The 15,784-nt window shown below is 73.1% G+C and carries 16 protein-coding genes, 1 pseudogene and 1 riboswitch; of the genes and pseudogenes, 7 read left to right on the forward strand and 10 right to left on the reverse strand.

What is annotated here, in order from left to right:
• The first annotated feature begins 349 nt into the window (after nt 1-349).
• From H180DRAFT_RS17595 to H180DRAFT_RS17610, 4 genes are all read left to right on the forward strand, one after another.
• Complete coding sequence (locus H180DRAFT_RS17595) at nt 350-1,405, forward strand: peptidoglycan-binding protein (RefSeq protein ID WP_074466854.1); 1,056 nt, start codon at nt 350-352, stop codon at nt 1,403-1,405.
• A gap of 406 nt (nt 1,406-1,811) precedes the next feature.
• On the forward strand, nt 1,812-2,477 hold the full coding sequence (locus H180DRAFT_RS17600; RefSeq protein ID WP_055487029.1) for an HAD-IA family hydrolase: 666 nt from the start codon (nt 1,812-1,814) through the stop codon (nt 2,475-2,477).
• Nucleotides 2,478-2,566: 89 nt separating this feature from the next.
• Nucleotides 2,567-2,899 (forward strand): hypothetical protein, encoded by a 333-nt coding sequence (locus H180DRAFT_RS17605; protein ID WP_055487030.1) that lies wholly within the window; start codon nt 2,567-2,569, stop codon nt 2,897-2,899.
• Nucleotides 2,892-3,521, forward strand: a complete 630-nt coding sequence (locus H180DRAFT_RS17610) for a hypothetical protein (RefSeq protein ID WP_055487031.1) — start codon at nt 2,892-2,894, stop codon at nt 3,519-3,521. Before H180DRAFT_RS17605 ends, H180DRAFT_RS17610 begins: the two co-directional genes overlap by 8 nt.
• A gap of 75 nt (nt 3,522-3,596) precedes the next feature.
• Here H180DRAFT_RS17610 and H180DRAFT_RS30500 read toward each other — a convergent pair.
• The 9 genes and pseudogenes from H180DRAFT_RS30500 to H180DRAFT_RS17645 all read right to left on the reverse strand — a co-directional run.
• Nucleotides 3,597-3,686, reverse strand: a pseudogene (locus H180DRAFT_RS30500) (SAM-dependent methyltransferase); the annotation flags it as partial.
• A 79-nt stretch (nt 3,687-3,765) separates the two neighbouring features.
• Nucleotides 3,766-3,945 (reverse strand): hypothetical protein, encoded by a 180-nt coding sequence (locus H180DRAFT_RS29530; protein WP_139151404.1) that lies wholly within the window; start codon nt 3,943-3,945, stop codon nt 3,766-3,768.
• 178 nt (nt 3,946-4,123) lie between these two features.
• Complete coding sequence (locus tag H180DRAFT_RS17615; protein ID WP_055487082.1) at nt 4,124-4,441, reverse strand: antibiotic biosynthesis monooxygenase family protein; 318 nt, start codon at nt 4,439-4,441, stop codon at nt 4,124-4,126.
• A 187-nt stretch (nt 4,442-4,628) separates the two neighbouring features.
• Nucleotides 4,629-5,399 (reverse strand): class I SAM-dependent DNA methyltransferase, encoded by a 771-nt coding sequence (locus H180DRAFT_RS17620; protein ID WP_055487032.1) that lies wholly within the window; start codon nt 5,397-5,399, stop codon nt 4,629-4,631.
• Between the two features lie 86 nt (nt 5,400-5,485).
• Nucleotides 5,486-6,385 (reverse strand): ECF transporter S component family protein, encoded by a 900-nt coding sequence (locus tag H180DRAFT_RS17625; protein ID WP_055487033.1) that lies wholly within the window; start codon nt 6,383-6,385, stop codon nt 5,486-5,488.
• A complete protein-coding gene (locus H180DRAFT_RS17630) occupies nt 6,382-8,199 on the reverse strand; it encodes an ABC transporter ATP-binding protein (protein ID WP_254666064.1) in 1,818 nt (605 codons plus the stop codon). Before H180DRAFT_RS17630 ends, H180DRAFT_RS17625 begins: the two co-directional genes overlap by 4 nt.
• Before the next feature lie 14 nt (nt 8,200-8,213).
• Nucleotides 8,214-9,410 (reverse strand): energy-coupling factor transporter transmembrane component T, encoded by a 1,197-nt coding sequence (locus H180DRAFT_RS17635; protein ID WP_079100183.1) that lies wholly within the window; start codon nt 9,408-9,410, stop codon nt 8,214-8,216.
• Between the two features lie 21 nt (nt 9,411-9,431).
• Complete coding sequence (locus H180DRAFT_RS17640) at nt 9,432-10,337, reverse strand: SCO2322 family protein (RefSeq protein WP_107097679.1); 906 nt, start codon at nt 10,335-10,337, stop codon at nt 9,432-9,434.
• Entirely contained in the window at nt 10,334-11,665 is a 1,332-nt protein-coding gene (locus tag H180DRAFT_RS17645; RefSeq protein ID WP_055487036.1) for a prenyltransferase/squalene oxidase repeat-containing protein, read from the reverse strand. The genes H180DRAFT_RS17640 and H180DRAFT_RS17645 overlap by 4 nt, the downstream gene beginning before the upstream one ends.
• Nucleotides 11,666-11,845: 180 nt before the next feature.
• A riboswitch (cobalamin riboswitch) is annotated at nt 11,846-11,939 on the reverse strand.
• Nucleotides 11,940-12,428: 489 nt separating this feature from the next.
• Between H180DRAFT_RS17645 and H180DRAFT_RS17650 the strand changes: the two genes are divergently transcribed.
• The 3 genes from H180DRAFT_RS17650 (at nt 12,429) to H180DRAFT_RS17660 (ending at nt 14,955) form a co-directional block, all read left to right on the forward strand.
• Nucleotides 12,429-13,568, forward strand: a complete 1,140-nt coding sequence (locus H180DRAFT_RS17650; protein ID WP_055487037.1) for an ABC transporter substrate-binding protein — start codon at nt 12,429-12,431, stop codon at nt 13,566-13,568.
• A 137-nt stretch (nt 13,569-13,705) separates the two neighbouring features.
• Entirely contained in the window at nt 13,706-14,713 is a 1,008-nt protein-coding gene (locus H180DRAFT_RS17655; protein ID WP_254666056.1) for a helix-turn-helix domain-containing protein, read from the forward strand.
• Nucleotides 14,710-14,955, forward strand: coding sequence for a DUF397 domain-containing protein (locus H180DRAFT_RS17660; protein WP_055487038.1), 246 nt, complete (start codon nt 14,710-14,712; stop codon nt 14,953-14,955). Before H180DRAFT_RS17655 ends, H180DRAFT_RS17660 begins: the two co-directional genes overlap by 4 nt.
• Nucleotides 14,956-15,049: 94 nt before the next feature.
• Here the strand turns inward: H180DRAFT_RS17660 and H180DRAFT_RS17665 are convergent, their stop codons facing one another.
• Nucleotides 15,050-15,754 carry a GntR family transcriptional regulator gene (locus H180DRAFT_RS17665; protein WP_055487039.1) on the reverse strand — a complete coding sequence of 235 codons (705 nt, stop codon included), beginning with the start codon at nt 15,752-15,754 and terminating at the stop codon, nt 15,050-15,052.
• Between the last annotated feature and the right edge of the window lie 30 nt (nt 15,755-15,784).

Here is a 15,784-nt window from a genome sequence, read left to right on the forward strand (position 1 = left end):
GCGTCCGTCGGCAGGGGCGCCGCGAGCAGGCGGCAGAAGCCCAGCAGGACGCCGGTCGGCGTCCGCCCCGCAGGCGTCCGGCTGCGGGTTCCCGACGGGGCCTGCCGCGGTGGCCGCCCGCGCAGCGCCGTCCGCGCAGGTGAGCCCGTTCCCTGCAGGTCAGCCCGGCCGCGGACGCGGTCCCCGGGGGCGAGTTCGCATGATCCTCGTCACCTTCGCACGTCATTTCGGACCTGCTCGCCCCAACGGTCCACGGACCGCGTAAGGTGCACGGCTGGACAGTCACTGGCGATTCGGGCGGCGTCGGCGCGCAAGGGCGCGGCGGCCGTGCCCGAGGGGAGGGGCCGGGATGACGGCGCATAGATGCTGCCCGGAGTGCGGCGCGGAGTTGAACGCCGGGGGCGGCAAGTTCTGTGGCTGCGCAGGCCCGTTCACGGCCGAGTATGTCGACCCGATGCACATACGTCCTTACGTCGACCTGCCGGAACCCGAGGACGAGGGCTCGCAGCCACCGGACCTCGAACCCTTCGCCCGCTGCGGCCGGGACGAGACGGCGGAACTCCCCGTGGTGGGCCCGTACGACGGGACGGAGCCGGGGGAGCCCGCGGCTTCCGTCCTGCCCGGTGAGGCCGGTGCCCTGCCGGCCCGGGCCGCGGCAGGCCGTCCGGGCGGCCCGTCCGGGACGCGGCGCGGCAGCCACCGTCGCCCGAAGGGACGTGACGCCTACGCCTACGGTCAGGACCAGGGCCCCGGACGACGTCGCGGACCCGCCAAAGCCGCGCTCGCCGCGGCAGGCGTCGTCGCCGCGCTCGGTGCGGGCCTGCTGACGACGCAGACACTCTCGGACGGCGGCGGCGACGACCGCAGCCTGAGCACCGATGACACCGCCCTCCCGGAGATCCCCGACGGCGGCCCGACGAAGGACCCGTCGAGCAGCGAAAAGCGCAAGAGCGGCAAGAAGCCGTCCACGAAGCCGACTTCACGCAGCGGTTCCGGCGACCGGCGTGCCGACCGGGACAGCGACGCCCACACCGACCGCGATCCCGTCCCGTCCGGTACGTCCTCCACGGCGCCCGGCGCCCCCGGAGACTCGGAGCAACCCGGCAACGGGCGGGGCCGGGGCGGCGACCACGGCCGTGACCGGCCGCGCCCCCCGCAGGAGCCGACGCAGCCCGGCGGCGAGACGCTGCGGCCCGGCGACAGCGGCCCGGAGGTCGCCGAGTTGCAGCGGCGGCTCAAGCAGGCCGGAGCGCTCGACGAGGACGCGCCGGAGGACGGCGTCTACTCGCAGCAGGTCCGGCGGGCGGTCGCCGAGTTCCAGGCGCGCAACAACGTGCGCGGGGACGACTTCGGCGAGTACGGTCCCAACACGCGCCGCGCTCTGGAGTCCCTGACCTCGGGCTGACCTGCCTCGCTTCGGGCTGACCTGCTTCGGGCTGCGCGGGCCGGCCGGGCCGGCCTGTGCTTTCGCAGGCCGGCCCACGGGGTGTCCCGGGCGGGGGCGGTCCGGTCCGGAGCGTTCCCGCCCTTTCTCCGTCCGGCCGCCATCCCCTTCTCCTGGTTGCGTGGCCGTGCCTCCGCGTCCGTGACCGTGCTTCCCGGCGCTGTGACCCGCCTCCCGGCGGGCTCCCCGCATGCGGACCGGCCGCCCGGCGGTACGGGGTGGCGCTCGGGGCCCACGCTTTGTATCGTGATGAAACAAAGTGGTCCCGCCCGTTCCCCTGCGCCAGGCTGCCTGGCCCGCGGGATTCCCCTGACCGGCGGGCGGGGCCGCCTTGGTTCTGTCTCCGTATGTGAGGGAGCGCGCCCGAATGACCACTCCGCAACCGCCCCTCACCGCCCGCGGACTGCTGCTCGACATGGACGGCACGCTCGTCAACTCCGACGCCGTCGTCGAACGCGTCTGGCGCGACTGGGCGGTCTCCAAGGGAATCGACCCCACCGCGGTGCTCAGCATCTCGCACGGCCGTCAGGGGCACGCGACGATGGCCGACGTCTTTCCAGACCGCCCCGCCGAGGTCAACCACGCGGAGAACGAGGTGCTTCTGGCCCGCGAGACGCGTGAGTTGGACGGCATCGTCCCCGTCGCGGGAGCCCTCGCCTTCATGGCCGCCGTCGCGACCGTGCCGCACGCCCTCGTCACGTCCGCCGACCGGGGTCTCGCGACCGCCCGCATGCGCGCGGCCGAGGTGCGCGTTCCGGACGTGTGCATCACGGCCGAGCACGTCAGCGCGAGCAAGCCCGATCCCGAGGGCTTCCTCAAGGGCGCCGCGGAACTCGGCCTCCCCCCGGAGGAGTGCGTGGCGTTCGAGGACTCCGGCGCCGGTATCGCGGCGGCGCGGGCGGCCGGAATGCGGGTCGTGGGTGTCGGGGCGCGGGCCGCCGAACACGCGCCCACAGTCCACGTCGCCGACCTGACCCGGGTCACGGTCGGAGTTCTCGCGGGCGGTGCCGTCCGCCTCGCGTTCCTGGACTGAGGTCAACAGGAGCATCAGCCGGGTGGCGAGGCCGAAAGGGGCCCGCCAATTCCGCTCCCATCACGGTGAGTTGGGGCATCATTGCTGGTATGGCGACGTTCCACCAGGACAATCAGACGGTGTACGGCAACCAGTACATGGGTGACACCGTCAATGTCACTCACGGGGAGAGCAGCCCCATCGACGCCCGGACGGTGGAGTGGGAGTTCGACCGGGCGGTGGCCGCCGTCCGGGAACTGGACGTTCCCGCCGCCACCCGCGAGCAGGTGACCGCCGAACTGATCGCCGCACGTGGAGAGTTGGAAGCCGGGGAGACCGGTGCCGCGCGGGGCCGCCTGGCCGGGCTGCTGACCCTGGGCGGAACCGTCGCGGAGATCGTGAACAACTGCGCAAGTGCCGTCGGGGTGTTCCTCCGTGGGTGAGCCGCCCGGCCGGGACCGCGACCGCGGACGTGACCGCGGGCGGGGGATGAACTTCAACCAGCAGGGACAGCAGGTCAACGGCCCCCAGTACAACGCCGACCAGATCAACATCGGCGCACCGGTGTCTCCGGAGGTGATCGCCGAAGCGATACGGCGACACCTCGATCCCCCTTCGCCGACCCCAAAGGGGATGAGTTCCGCCGAGATCCAGCGTCGCCGGGAGGAGAACGACCTCAAGCTCTACGGCTACCGGTACTACACGCGGGACAGGCAGAGATGGCTGCAGACCCTGACCCTCCAGGAGAGGTCGAAAGAAAGGAAGCGCGCAAGCGACCGGACCAAGCACGGAACAATGCCGTGGCGTCACCATGAGCGCATCCTGCGAGCGGGGAAGCTTCCTCCTGGGACGAGCCCTGCCGACCCCCGTTACCTTCAGGCGAAGAGGGAAGTCGAGCGCAAGGAAGACAAGCGCGAGCGGTACGGCATGATCGTGGGCCTCGCGGTCATGCCCGCGCTCATTCTGATCGCCGTACTGGACGGCGCCCACTGGATCGCCGGGATGCTGGGCATACTGACGGCCGTCGCGTTTCTGTGGGGCTACCTTTTGAGCCGGTCGGCGTAGCCGGGTCTCCGGAAGCAGGCGCCGGTGCAACGGGCGCCAGGGGGTCAGGCCTCGTGGCGGAACGGGGCCGTCCCGGAAGGGGTCGCCGAAGTGCGGCGACCCCGGCGGCTCGTCGTGCATGCGGCGCAGTTCGGCCTCCGTGAGGCCGGAGAAGATCCGGCGCAGAAACGCCGTGCCGCCTCACGCGCTCACTGCCGCCCCTTGCGCCGGCACACCTCGCACGGGAACGGGCACGGCGCCGGGCTCACCACGGGAGCGGAAGCTCCTGTCCGTGTTCCGCCCTCGCGTGCCGGCGCAGCCGCACCCGCGCGTCGGTCTCCGCGCTCCGGTCGTACTCCCGGGCGGCCTTCTCCACCAGCCCCATCAGTGTGGCGCATACCGAGCACTCCCTGGCCACCTTCACATCCCGCTTCATATCCGACATGCGTGGATGTTCGCCCCTGCGGGAGCGGGCGTGCGTCAGGCATCCCACGGACATGGCCAGTTGGCGTCATTCGGGTGGCGGCGGTACCGCCGCGGCAGCTTGCGCGGACCTGGTCCGATGGGCTGCTACGGAGGCCCCGCGGCCCCGGCGGCGAATCCAGGGCCCGGGGCGGCGCGGTTCAGCCGTCCTTCGGCTGCGCCTGCTGGACGACCTCGAAGGACCAGAGGGTGGACCCCGCGGCGGCGGGCTCGGGGCGGTCGCCTCCGCCCTGGTGGGCCGACTTCATCGGGCCTTCCATCCACGCCTGGAACGACTCCTCGTCGCGCCACCGCGTGTAGACGAGGTAGTTGTCGGTGCCCTCGACGGGACGGAGAAGTTCGAACCACTCGAAGCCGTCCGAGCCCTCCACGGCACCCGCGCGGGACGCGAAACGCTTCTCGAGGGTCTCCCGCTGCTCAGCGGGAACCTGCAGCACGTTGATCTTCACGATGCTCATGCCTCCCATCGTGCCGCACCGGCCCCGGGCGCCCGGGCGCGGCCGGGGTACTTCGCGGGCGGCGTGCTGGACGGCGAGCCGGAACCGCTGCCCGTCCTTCGCTCCACGGTCTGCGTCGGCGTCGACGTCTGCGTGGACGAAGCGAACGTCTGCGTCGACGAACCGGTTGCCGGACCGGGTGCCGGCCTCAGGACGGCTTGCGCCACACGGAGATGTGTTTCGGGGAGTCCGGGCCGAACGGCGTTCCGTCCCAGTCCGCGACGCGACGTTCCAGGTCGAGCCCGGCGATCCGTGCCATCAGGTCGAGCTCCGCGGGCCAGGCGTACCGGTGCCGGGAGTTGCCGCGGCGGTAGCGGCCGTCTCCCCCGGACTCCGTCCCGGGGGACCCCGAGCCGTCGCGGGTGAAGTGGTGGGAGACGAGGATCTGCTCGACCAGGTCGAAGGTGTCGAAGCCGAGATGCCGCTCGGAGACGTCGAACGGCACCGCGACCTGGCCGGGCGGCAGGAACCGCAGGGGCGGCACGCCCAGCTCGATGACGAATCGGCCGCCGGGTGACAGATGGCGTGCGGCGTTGCGGAAGCACTCGACCTGCTCGTCCTGCGTGAGCAGGTTCGAGATCGTGTTGTAGACGAGGTAGACCAGGGTGAACTCGCCGGGGACGACGGTCGTGGCCATGTCCCCGATGGTCACCGGGAGGGTGTCCTCGTCGGCCTTGCGCCGCAGGACCGCCGCCATGTGCTCGGACAGTTCGATGCCCGCCACGGGCACGCCGCGCTCCCGGAGCGGGACAGCCACTCGTCCGGTTCCGACGGCGAACTCCAGCGCCCGTCCCTCTCCGGCGAGTTCGGCGAGGAAGTCGAGAGTGGGGCCGAGAACGGCGGCCGAGGCCATCTCGTTCTCTTCCTCGGCGTCGTAGCGTTCGGCGGCCGCACGGGACCACAGCTCACTGGTCGTCATGGGCGGTCACTCTGCCGGGTGGCGATGAGCCTGTCGACGCAATTACCGTTCCGCCGGCTCCGCGCGCCCATCGGCCTTCACGACGCTCATGCCTCCCGCCCTGCCGTACCGGTCCCGGGCGCCGGTTGCCGCGCGGCCCCCTGCGGTACGAAGGCGGGCGCGGCGTCGAAGGCCGCGCGGCGGGTGGCGCGGCGCAGGGCCCGCAGGACGGTGCTGCCGAGGGTGAGGACGAGGACCACCGTCAGCGTGGCGCGGGGAAGGTCCCAGCCGAGGGACGTGGCCAGTACGTAGGTGAGGAACCGTGCCAGGTTCTCCGGCACCGGGTCGCCCGGGACGAAGGAGATGCCCGAGCCGAGACCGGCGATGTAGGGCCAGCCCTGGAGGTTCATCACCAGCCCGTACAGCAGGGCCGAGACCGCGCCGTAGAGCGCGAGCATCAGCAACTCGGGTCTGCCACGCAGTCGTTCGGCGCCGGGCAGCAGTCCCGCGCCCATGGCGACCCAGCCCATCGTGAGCATCTGGAACGGCATCCACGGTCCGGCGCCGCCCGTGAGCAGGGCGCCGGCGAACATCGACAGTGCGCCCAGTACGAAGCCGAAGCCGGGACCGAGGACCCGTCCGGAGAGGACGATCAGGAAGAACATCGGCTCCAGGCCCGCCGTTCCCGCTCCCAGGGGGCGCAGCGCGGCGCCGGCCGCCGCGAGCACGCCGAGCATCGCGACCGCCTTGGCGTCCATGCCGGTGTCGGCGATCGTCGCGACGACGACCGCCAGCAGCAGCGGCAGCAGCGCCGCGAACAGCCAGGGTGCGTCCCGCGAATGCGCGAGCCCGGACGCGGAGTCGGCGAGCAGCGGCCAGCCGAAGGCGACGACGCCGGTGGCGCTGGTCAGTGCGAGCGCAGCGATCGAACGGGGACCGAGGCGGAGGGCGCGTGGGGCGCCGCCGGGGCCCGACGGGGAACTGCCGGTTGCGGAAGGCGAGTTCACTCCGCTGCCTCCTCGGGGGAGCCGAGCGCCGCACGGACCTGGGGGACGGTGAGCCACCGCTGCGGGGCGAGGACCTTGGCGACCTGTGGTGCGAACGCCGGGGAGGAGGTGACCACTTCGGCGGTGGGACCGTCCGCGACGATCTCGCCCTGCGCGAGTATGACGACGCGGTGCGCGACCTCGGCCGCCAACTCGACGTCGTGCGTGGCCAGTACGATCGCGTGGCCCTCCCCGGCCAGCGTGCGCAGAATGCCGACGAGTCGGGACTTGGCCGCGTAGTCGAGGCCGCGAGTGGGCTCGTCCAGCAGGATCAACTGCGGGCGCGCGGTGAGGATCACGGCGAGGGCGAGCGCGAGCCGCTGGCCCTCCGACAGGTCGCGCGGGTGCGTCTGCCCGGCCACGTCCGGCAGCAGCACTGTGACCAGGTTCCGGCAGGTGCCCGCCTCGGCTGCGGCGTCCTGGTCCGCTGCCGCGCACTCGGCCTCGACGGTGTCCGCGTAGAGCAGGTCGCGCGGCTCCTGCGGGACGAGGCCCGCGTGCCGCAGGAGGCGCCGGGGGTGCGTGGCTGCCGGAGCGAGGCGCTCGGGCCCGCCGACTGTCACCGCGCCGCCGGTCGGCGGGTGCACTCCCATGAGCGTGCCCAGCAGGGTGGACTTGCCCGCTCCGTTGCGTCCCATGAGCGCGACGGTCTGCCCCGGGCGGAGGGTCAGGTCCACGCCGCGCAGCGCGGTGACGCTGCCGCGGCGGAGGGTGAGCCCCGCGATCTGTGCCACCGGGGCCTCGTCGGTGCCGGTGTCTGCCGCCCGGCTTCCCTCTCGTTGTGCCCGGGGCTTCAGGGCCGTCCGGAGGCGCGCCAACGGGCCCGAGGTGACGGGGAGTTCGTCGTCGCTCCGGGTGACGGCCCGGCGCGGGGAGGGGGGTGGCGCCGGGTCCTCTCCGGCGCCGGGGACGCCGGCGGTGCCGTCCGTCCGGCCCTGCTCCGCGCGGTGTTCGGCGAGCCTGGCGCGCAGCGGCCCGGCTCTGCGGCGCGCGTCGCGCACGGACAGCGGCAGCGGCGACCATCCGGCGAGCCGCCCCAGTTCGACGACGGGCGGCCGGACCGGAGAGACGTCCATCTGCCCGGCGGGGTCGCCGAGTCGGGCCGGGGCGCCGGGCTCCGGCAGCAGCAGCACCTGGTCGGCGTAGTGGACGACGCGCTCCAGCCGGTGCTCGGCCATCAGCACCGTCGTGCCGAGGTCGTGGACGAGGCGCTGCAGCACCGCGAGCACTTCTTCGGCGGCGGCCGGATCGAGGGCCGACGTCGGTTCGTCCAGCACCAGCACGCGCGGGTGCGGGGTGAGCACGGAGCCGATCGCGACGCGCTGCTGCTGCCCCCCGGAGAGGGTGCTGATGGGACGCTCGCGCAGCTCGTTGAGGCCGAGGAGGTCGAGGGTCTCCTCGACGCGGCGCCGCATCGTGGCGGCGGGAAGGCCCAACGACTCCATGCCGTAGGCGAGTTCGTCCTCGACGGTGTCGGTGACGAAATGCGCCTGCGGGTCCTGTCCCACGGTGCCGACGACGTCGGCGAGTTCGCGCGGCTTGTGGGTGCGGGTGTCGCGTCCGGCGACCGTGACGCGGCCGTGCAGGGTGCCGCCGGTGAAGTGGGGCACGAGTCCGGAGACGGTGCCCAGCAGCGTGGACTTGCCGGCGCCGGACGGGCCGACCAGCAGGCACAGTTCGCCCTCCGGGATCTCCAGATCCACCTCTTGCAGGGCGGGCCGCGGCACCTCGCCGGGCCGCCCGGAGGCAGCGCCGGTGTCGTAGCGGACGGACACATGCTCGAAGCGGATCACCGGGCGGGCTCCTCGTGTACGGGCGACGACGCGACTGCGGACGGTTCCGGGGCCGGTTCCCGAGCCGAAGTTGGTTCCGGGCCCGGTTCCGGGGCCGGGGAGGGCGCGACGAACGCCGGCAGCAGACCGGCCAGCAGCCCGGCCGCGGGCCACAGCGGGAACTGCGGTGCCGTCAGCGGCACCGCCTGCGGATGCAGCGCCTCCGGAAACGCGCTGCCCGCCGCCACCATCACCGCCCCGGTAGCCGCCCCGGAGAGGGAGACCAACCAGGCACGCGAACCGAAGAGTTCGGGCCGGTAGCGGCTGCGGATGCTGCGCCGCCCGCCAAGCCGCAGGCCGGCCAGCGCCAGCAGCACACCGGCGAGCAGCACCGGCAGGCCGTACACCGCGCCCTGCGCCGACAGCAGCGCGTACGTACCGGCACACACGCCGAGCAGCCCGCCGAGTGTGAGCAGGGTGGTCGTCCGGCGCACGGCGGGCGGGACTTCGGCACTGCGCCCGTAACCGCGTGCGTCCATCGCCGCGGCGAGGGCGACCGACCGCTCCAACGCGCCCTCCAGCACCGGCAGTCCGACCTGGAGCACCGAGCGGACGCCCTTGTCGGCGCGTCCCCGCAGACGTCGTGCGGCACGCAGCCGGCGCACGTCCGCGACCAGATTGGGCGCGAAAGTCATCGCGACGACGACGGCGACGCCTGCCTCGTAGAGCGCTCCGGGAAGGGACTTCAGCAGCCGGGCCGGGTTCGCGAGGGCGTTGGCGGCGCCCACACAGACCAGCAGGGCCGCCAGCTTCAGCCCGTCGTACAGCGCGAAGACCAGCCCTTCGGCGGTGACGCGTCCCCCGACCCGTACGCCCATCGCCCAGTCGGGCAGCGGCACTTCGGGCAGTACGACCAGGACGTGGCTGCCGGGGACGGGGGAGCCGAGGAAGAAGGCGAAGAAGAGACGGATGACGAGCACCGCGAGTCCCAGCTTCAGGAACACGCTGTACGAGCGTGCCCAGGGGGCGTCGGTCCGGCGTGCGGAGACGACGTAGCCGGCCACGGCGCACAGCAGCATCAGCAGCAGCGGATTCGTGGTGCGGGACGCGGCGGTCGCCAGGCCCAGCGCCCACAGCCACCAGGCGCCCGGGTGCAGTTCGAAGCCGCGTCCAGCCTCGGGTGCGCGCAGCCGCTCCCTCATCGGGTCCCTCATCGAGTCACCGCGTTTCTCCTGTCACCGGCCGCGGCGCGAGCGCCGGAGGGCCGCGACGGAGAGCGCGGCGACGGCGGCGAGGCCCACGGCGACGCCCGCCATGGAGCCGAAGCCGCCACCGGAATCCGCGCCGGAGTCGTTGCCGGGGCCGTCGCCGGTGCCGCCCTTCTCCGCGCTGTCCGGCTCTCCGCCGTTCTGCCCGGCTCTGCCCTCGCCGCCGCTGCCGCGGTCCTCTTCTCCGGCGCCGCCCCCGACCTGTTCGCCGCAGCCGCGCTCGGGGTAGCCGTCGATGGCGCACAGCAGCGCCGCGGAGTTGTAGCGCAGCGGTTCGGCCTCCTCGGCGAGCGCGTCGGCGGCGGTGGCGTCCCCGGAGACGCGTGCGCACGCGGAACGCGGCTTCGGAGGAGTCTCGCCGCGGGGCGCGTGCGCACCGGTGCCGAAGTCGATACGGAGCGCGATCCGCTTGTCGCCGCGCGGTGCGTCCGTACCTCCGCAGATGGCGTCGAACTCCGCCTCGCCGCGCGGCTTCGCCGCATCACCGGGGCTCTCGCCGATCGCGAAGCGGAACCCGATGACAGCGCCGTCGGCGGGACGCAGAACCGAGGGGCCCTGGGTGGCGTAGGACCAGCTTCCCTCCTCCCCGTCCTGCTCCCAGAAGGACCAGTACCGGTAGCCGCCGGACTCCGAGGCGGCGGCGGACTCCGAGGCGGCGGCGGGGACAGCGGGGGCGGCGGGAACCGTCGTGACGGCCCTCGCCCCGGAGGCGTGTGCGGGTGACGCGACCGCGACCACGGGGACCGCGACCGTGACCGCGGCCGGCAGCAGTGCGAGACCGGCGACTGCCGCCGCCCTCCACGCGGGGCGCGCCGGCGGCGCGGAGCGCGCTCGCCGCGCGCCCGCGGGCGGCCGCGCACTCGGTGCGCTCACTGGCCCTGCCGCTTTCTGCGGGCGCTGATCAGGAAGCCGACGCCCGCACCCGCCGCCAGCCCGGTGCCCACCAGGGACCAGCGGAGCACGGCGCCGCCGTCGCCGTCCTCCTTCTCGGCCGTGGCTCCGGCCGCCTTCTCTCCGGGCATGCGGGCGGGTTCCGGGCCGGTGGCGACGAGGCGTTCGAGCAGCTCGGTGTCCTTGAGCTTCGCCGCGTCGCCCCCCGTGGCGTGGACGGCGAGCATGACGCCCGCCAGGGCGGCCGGGTCGCTGCCGGCCTTGTCCCACGAATCGAGCTTCGCCCCCAGCCAGTCGAGGGCCTTGAGCGCTTCGGTGCGGTGGCCGCTCGCGGCGAGGGCGATCACCGCGTCGGCGGTGTTGGCGTAGTCGGGCTTGCCCTCGGCCCCCGGCGTCACGGCCAGGAGATGGTGGCCGTTCTTGTCGAGTACGGAGTCGAGGTGGGCGGCGCCCGCGTCGGCCGCGTCATCGGGGGCGAGAGGCTTCCCGTCGTCCTTCCCCTTGCCGCAGCCGAGCGGCTTCAGGGGGCGGTCGGACTGCCGCTCGGCCTGGAAGCCGGAGCCCGCACCGGCCAGGACGGCCGCGGCGGTCGCGTCCTCGTTGGCGGCAAGCTTTCCGTCCTTGCCGGGCTGGTACGCGAAAGCTCCGCGCTCGGCGTCCTCGGCGTCGCAGCCGAGCTGGAACGAAGTGAGCGCGTCGTAGGGGGACTTGCCGTCCTTTGTGACCTTCTCCGGCTTCCTGCCGGCGGCGGCATGGGCGCCGATGACGACGGAGACCGAGTTCGCGTCGCTGGGGCTGCCCGGGTTGTAGCCCCAGCCTCCGTCCTCGTTCTGCACCGAACGCAGCCACGCGAGGGCCTTGCGCACTGCTTCCTTCTCGCCGCCGACGGCGGCGAGCGCCTGCACGGCTGCGGCGGTGGCGTTGGTGTCGCCGGGGGACTTCTTCTCGTCGCACTCGGCTTCGGGGTCGGCGCGGTACGCGGTGAAGGAGCCGTCTTCGCACTGCTGCCCGCTGAGCCACTCCACGGCCTTGCGGGCCGGTTCCGCACCGGCCGCGTCCAGCGCGAGGAGGGCCATGGACTGTCTCCACACGCCGTCGTACTTGGGGTCCGCCTTGCCGTACAGCGCGTCCGGCAGCTTCTTCCCGGCGGCGGCGGACCTGACGGTCGTGGTCGTGGCGGAGGCCGAGGTGGCGGAGGCGGACGTGGATATGGAGGGTGCCGAGCGCACGGCGGCCGAGGCCGCGGGGGCGGCTGAGGCGCACAGGGCGGTGGCGGCGGCGACGGCTGTGACGCTCCGGCGCAGGAACATGTGGGGTGCCTTTCGGTGAGCGGTCCGCAGCCCTGCACGGCCGCCCCGCCCGCGGCGCCGCATGCCGCGCGGCATGCGATCGTCGGGCGGCGCACCCGGCTCAGCTCCGTAGACCTCGACGGTGGGAGCCGGCCACGCCCTGCGGCGGAGGCACGGCTCCACGAGCCTTGCCTCCGGCCGGGTGCTCCGGCTCACGACTCCCGTACGGGGCGGTGCACTCCGTACGGGCGTCGCTCACGGTTGCGGGTCAGCGCCGGACTTTCACCGGCTTCCCTCGGTCGGAGGCGATGCACGCCACTCTAGCCTTCGCGCTTTGGGGGTCTCCCGGGTCTCCCCTCCGGCGAAGGCGCAGCGGTCCGGGCACTCCGGCCGGCCGCCGGGACCCAGGGCGGAAGGCTCCGCGAACTCGGCCTGCCCGTCGCCGAGTTCGGCGCGAGTGGCGAGTTCGGCCCCGCCTGTCCGCCGCTGATGGCGCACGAGGTGACCGGCGCACGAGGTGACCGGCACCCGAGGTGATCGGGGCCGGAGGTGACCGGCGGGGCCCGGCCCCGGGCGCGGGAGACGTGGTGCGCCTGGCAGGGGGAGGCCCGGCGCCTCGGCGAGCGGCAATTCGGTTGCCTGACGGTGCGGGTGGTGGATGAAATGTCCGTCATCTTGCGGGTGCGCTCGGCGCGACGGGACGAGAAGGACGAGCATCACCGTGCCTTGCCACTCGGCGACCCGGGCCACCTGCGACCGGATCGTCCCGTGGGAGACGCCAAGCATGGATTCGTCACCGCCACCGTCACTGTCGTCATCGTCCTCGTCGTCGCCGGCAGCGGACCGGGCCGACGGCCCACCGGTGCGGATCGGCGCTCTCGTTCCGCTGTCGCGGCCCGGCTGGGTCGGGGCGGGCCGGCACTTGCTGGCCGGACTCGAACTGGCTGTTCGCGAGGTCAATGACGCAGGCGGGATCGCCGGACGTCCGCTCGAACTGGTGGTCCGGGACACCGCCGCCGATCCGGACAGGGCCGCGGCGGCCGTGGACGAACTGGCCGGCCTGGGCGTGGCCGCCCTGGCGGGGGAGTACCACAGCGTCGTCGCTCGCTCCGCGGCCACCCGGGCCGACGCCCTCGGCCTGCCGTTCCTCTGCTCGTCAGCGGTTCTCGACGCGCTCACCGAGCAGCCGACGGAACAGGTCGCGCGCCTCTGCCCGGCACAGTCCCATGGCTGGCGGATCTACGCGGACTTCCTCCTCGGCGCGGGCCACAGCCGTATCGCCGTAGCAGCCCAGCGGAGCATCTACTGGGCGTCCGGGACGCGCATCCTGCGGGACTGCCTTGCTCCGCGCGGCGGCACCGTCATCGAACTCGACATGGGCGAACTCGCCCCCGCGGCCGTGTGCGACGAACTCCTCCACCACCGCGCGACGGCGCTCCTCGTGCTGACCGGCCACCCGGAGCCGGCAGTGTCCGTCGTCAGGTCCGTCCGCCGTGACCGGCGCCTCGCCGAGATCATGATCGGTGCTCCGGCAGGGCAACCGGAGTTCGCCGAATGGGCGGCGCTGCTGGGCGACGACGGCGCCGCGATCCCGTTCCTGCGCTACCTGCCCGAGCGGCTCAGCCCGCTCGGTGCGCGAGTCGGCACGGCGCTGCGCGAGCGGCTGGGCGAGGCGCCCTCCTTCGTGGCCTTCGAAGGCTATGACACGGTCGCCGTTCTCGCCGATGTGCTGCGTTCTCACGGCATCGACCGGGCGGGCATCGCGGAATCGTGGCCGCGCGTCGCCGTCGAGGGCACCCGCGGGCAGATCGGGTTCTCCCGCGTGCCGGGCATCGGCGTCCGGCAGTGGGCTTGGCCGCCGGTCCAGGTCGTCGACCGGGATCCGGCGGACCCCGAACGCTTCCGGATCCTGCACGCCGGTTGAGGGGGAGCCCGGGCGCCGGGCGCAGAACCCGTACGCACGCGGGGCGTACGTGCTCACAGATCGACAACGGTCGTAACTGTCCGTGAGGATGGCCGGGTCGGGGCGGGAGAGGCGAACGGGCGGAGAGGCGACCGCAGATGACGGACGGAACGGGTGCTGCCGGGGGCGTGGGCGACGTGGACGGCGGCATGGACCGAGGCACGGAGGCCGGCAGGGGGGCGGGCATGGGGACCGGCCACGGCGCGCACGGAGCGGACAGTACGGGAGGCACGGGCGGTCACCCAGCGCCCGGCACCCGCCCGGACACCGGCACCGGCGCCGGAAGCGGATCCGACGGCGAACCGGAGACCTCCGACAGCCTCAAGGCGTTCGGCGCGGTCCTGAAGGCCTTCCGCAAACGCGCGGGCCTCACCCAGGAGGAGTTCGCGACGCGCATGAGCTACTCGCAGCAGACCATCGCCTCCGTGGAGCAGGGACGCCGCTTCCCCACCCCGGAGTTCGTGGAGCGGGCGGAGGAAGTCCTCGACGGATTCGGCGCGTTGCGGGGAGCCGCCCGGCACCTGTCGCGAAGTCCGGGGCTGGCGCGGTGGTTCCGGCAGTGGGCACGGCTGGAGGCGGAGGCCATCACCCTCAGCACGTACGAATGCCGCCTGGTGCCCGGGCTGTTGCAGACCGAGGCGTACGCGCGGACGCTCTTCGTCAACCAACTGCCGCCGCTGGACGACGCGCAGATCGAGGCCCAGTGGACGGCGCGGGCTGAGCGCAAGCGGCTGCTGACCGAACGCCCGCACACCGCCTACAGCTTCATCCTCGAAGAGCACCTCTTCCTGCGCCGCACGGGCGGCACCGAGGTCACCCGCGAACTGATCGACCACGTCCTCGGCGTGGCCCGACTGCGCAATGTGGAGATCCAGGTGATGCCGCTGGTACGGGAGAACCACGCGGGGCTGGACGGGCCCACGCAGCTCCTGGAGACGCCGGAGAACCGGTGGTTCGCCTACAACGAGGGGCAGCGGGGAGGCATGTTCGTCTCCGACCCGAAGGAGACCAGCGTGCTCCAGCGCCGCTATGCCAGGATGCGCTCACAGGCTCTTACTCTCGAAGACTCCGTGAGTCTGTTGAAGCGGATGCGAGGAGCGCTATGAGCAGCGGTGAACTGGCCTGGTTCAAGTCCAGCTACAGCAGCGGCGACGGTGACGACTGTGTGGAAGTCGCCCTGTCCTGGCGCAAGTCGAGCTACAGCAGCGGCGGTGACGGGGACTGCGTGGAGATGGCCGCCTGCGCAGAGAGCGTTCATGTGCGGGACTCCAAGATCCCGGAGGGTCCGCGGCTCGCGCTGACTCCGGCGGCCTGGCGCGGCTTCGTCTCGTACGCGTCCCGGGACTGACCCGTAGCGGCGTCACCGTGCCCCGCTGCGGGACCGGCTCCGCCGCCGGGCACGCGCGCACCCGATCCGGAACGGGCCCGGATCCGGACCGGTCTCAGCCGTCCTGCTCCGGGTACGCCTCGATGACCTGGCGCCGGGAGTCCTCCAGATAGCGGCCGAGCAGCCGTTCCGCGCCCGCCGCGTCCCCGTCCTCGAGTGTGGTGAGGATCTCGCGGTTGCGGGCGAGGTAGGGCTCGTAGAAGCGGCGGGTGTCCTCCATGACGTGGAACGCGAGCCGCAGTTCCGCCAGTACGCCGCGCATCAGGTCGTCGGTGCGCTCGCTGCCCGCGAGGCCGGCGAGGGCCTGGTGGAAGTGGATGTTGGCCGTGCCGCAGTCGTTCCACTCGTTGCGCCCGGCGGCGTGCTCGCCCGCCGTCACCGCCTCGGCGACCTGTTCCAGCGGATAGGGAGGGTCTGCCAGCCCGCGCACCGCGGCGCATTCGACGAGGTTTCTTACGCGGTAAATGTCCGCGATGTCCGCCGCCGAGAGGACCCGTACGAACGCTCCCTTGTTGAGCCGGTGCACCAGAAGCCGCTCATGTGTCAGCAGCCGGAACGCCTCGCGCAGAGTGTTGCGCGAGACGCCCAGGGCGTTTCCGATGCGCTCCTCGGAGAGCCGGACCCCGGGCAGGAAGAAACCCTGTGCGATACGTTCGCGCAAGATGCCGGCGACTCGCTCGGCTGTGCTGGTACGGCCCAACAAGGCGCGGTCAGCGGCGAGTTCGGACAGCTCCAGGCCGGAGTCGGTGTCGGCGGTCATGGTGATCTTTCTTCAGGGCAGGTGGTCCGC

Origin of the sequence: Streptomyces sp. WMMB 322 (genome assembly GCF_900090145.1) — a bacterium.
Classification (GTDB): Bacteria; Actinomycetota; Actinomycetes; order Streptomycetales; family Streptomycetaceae; genus Streptomyces.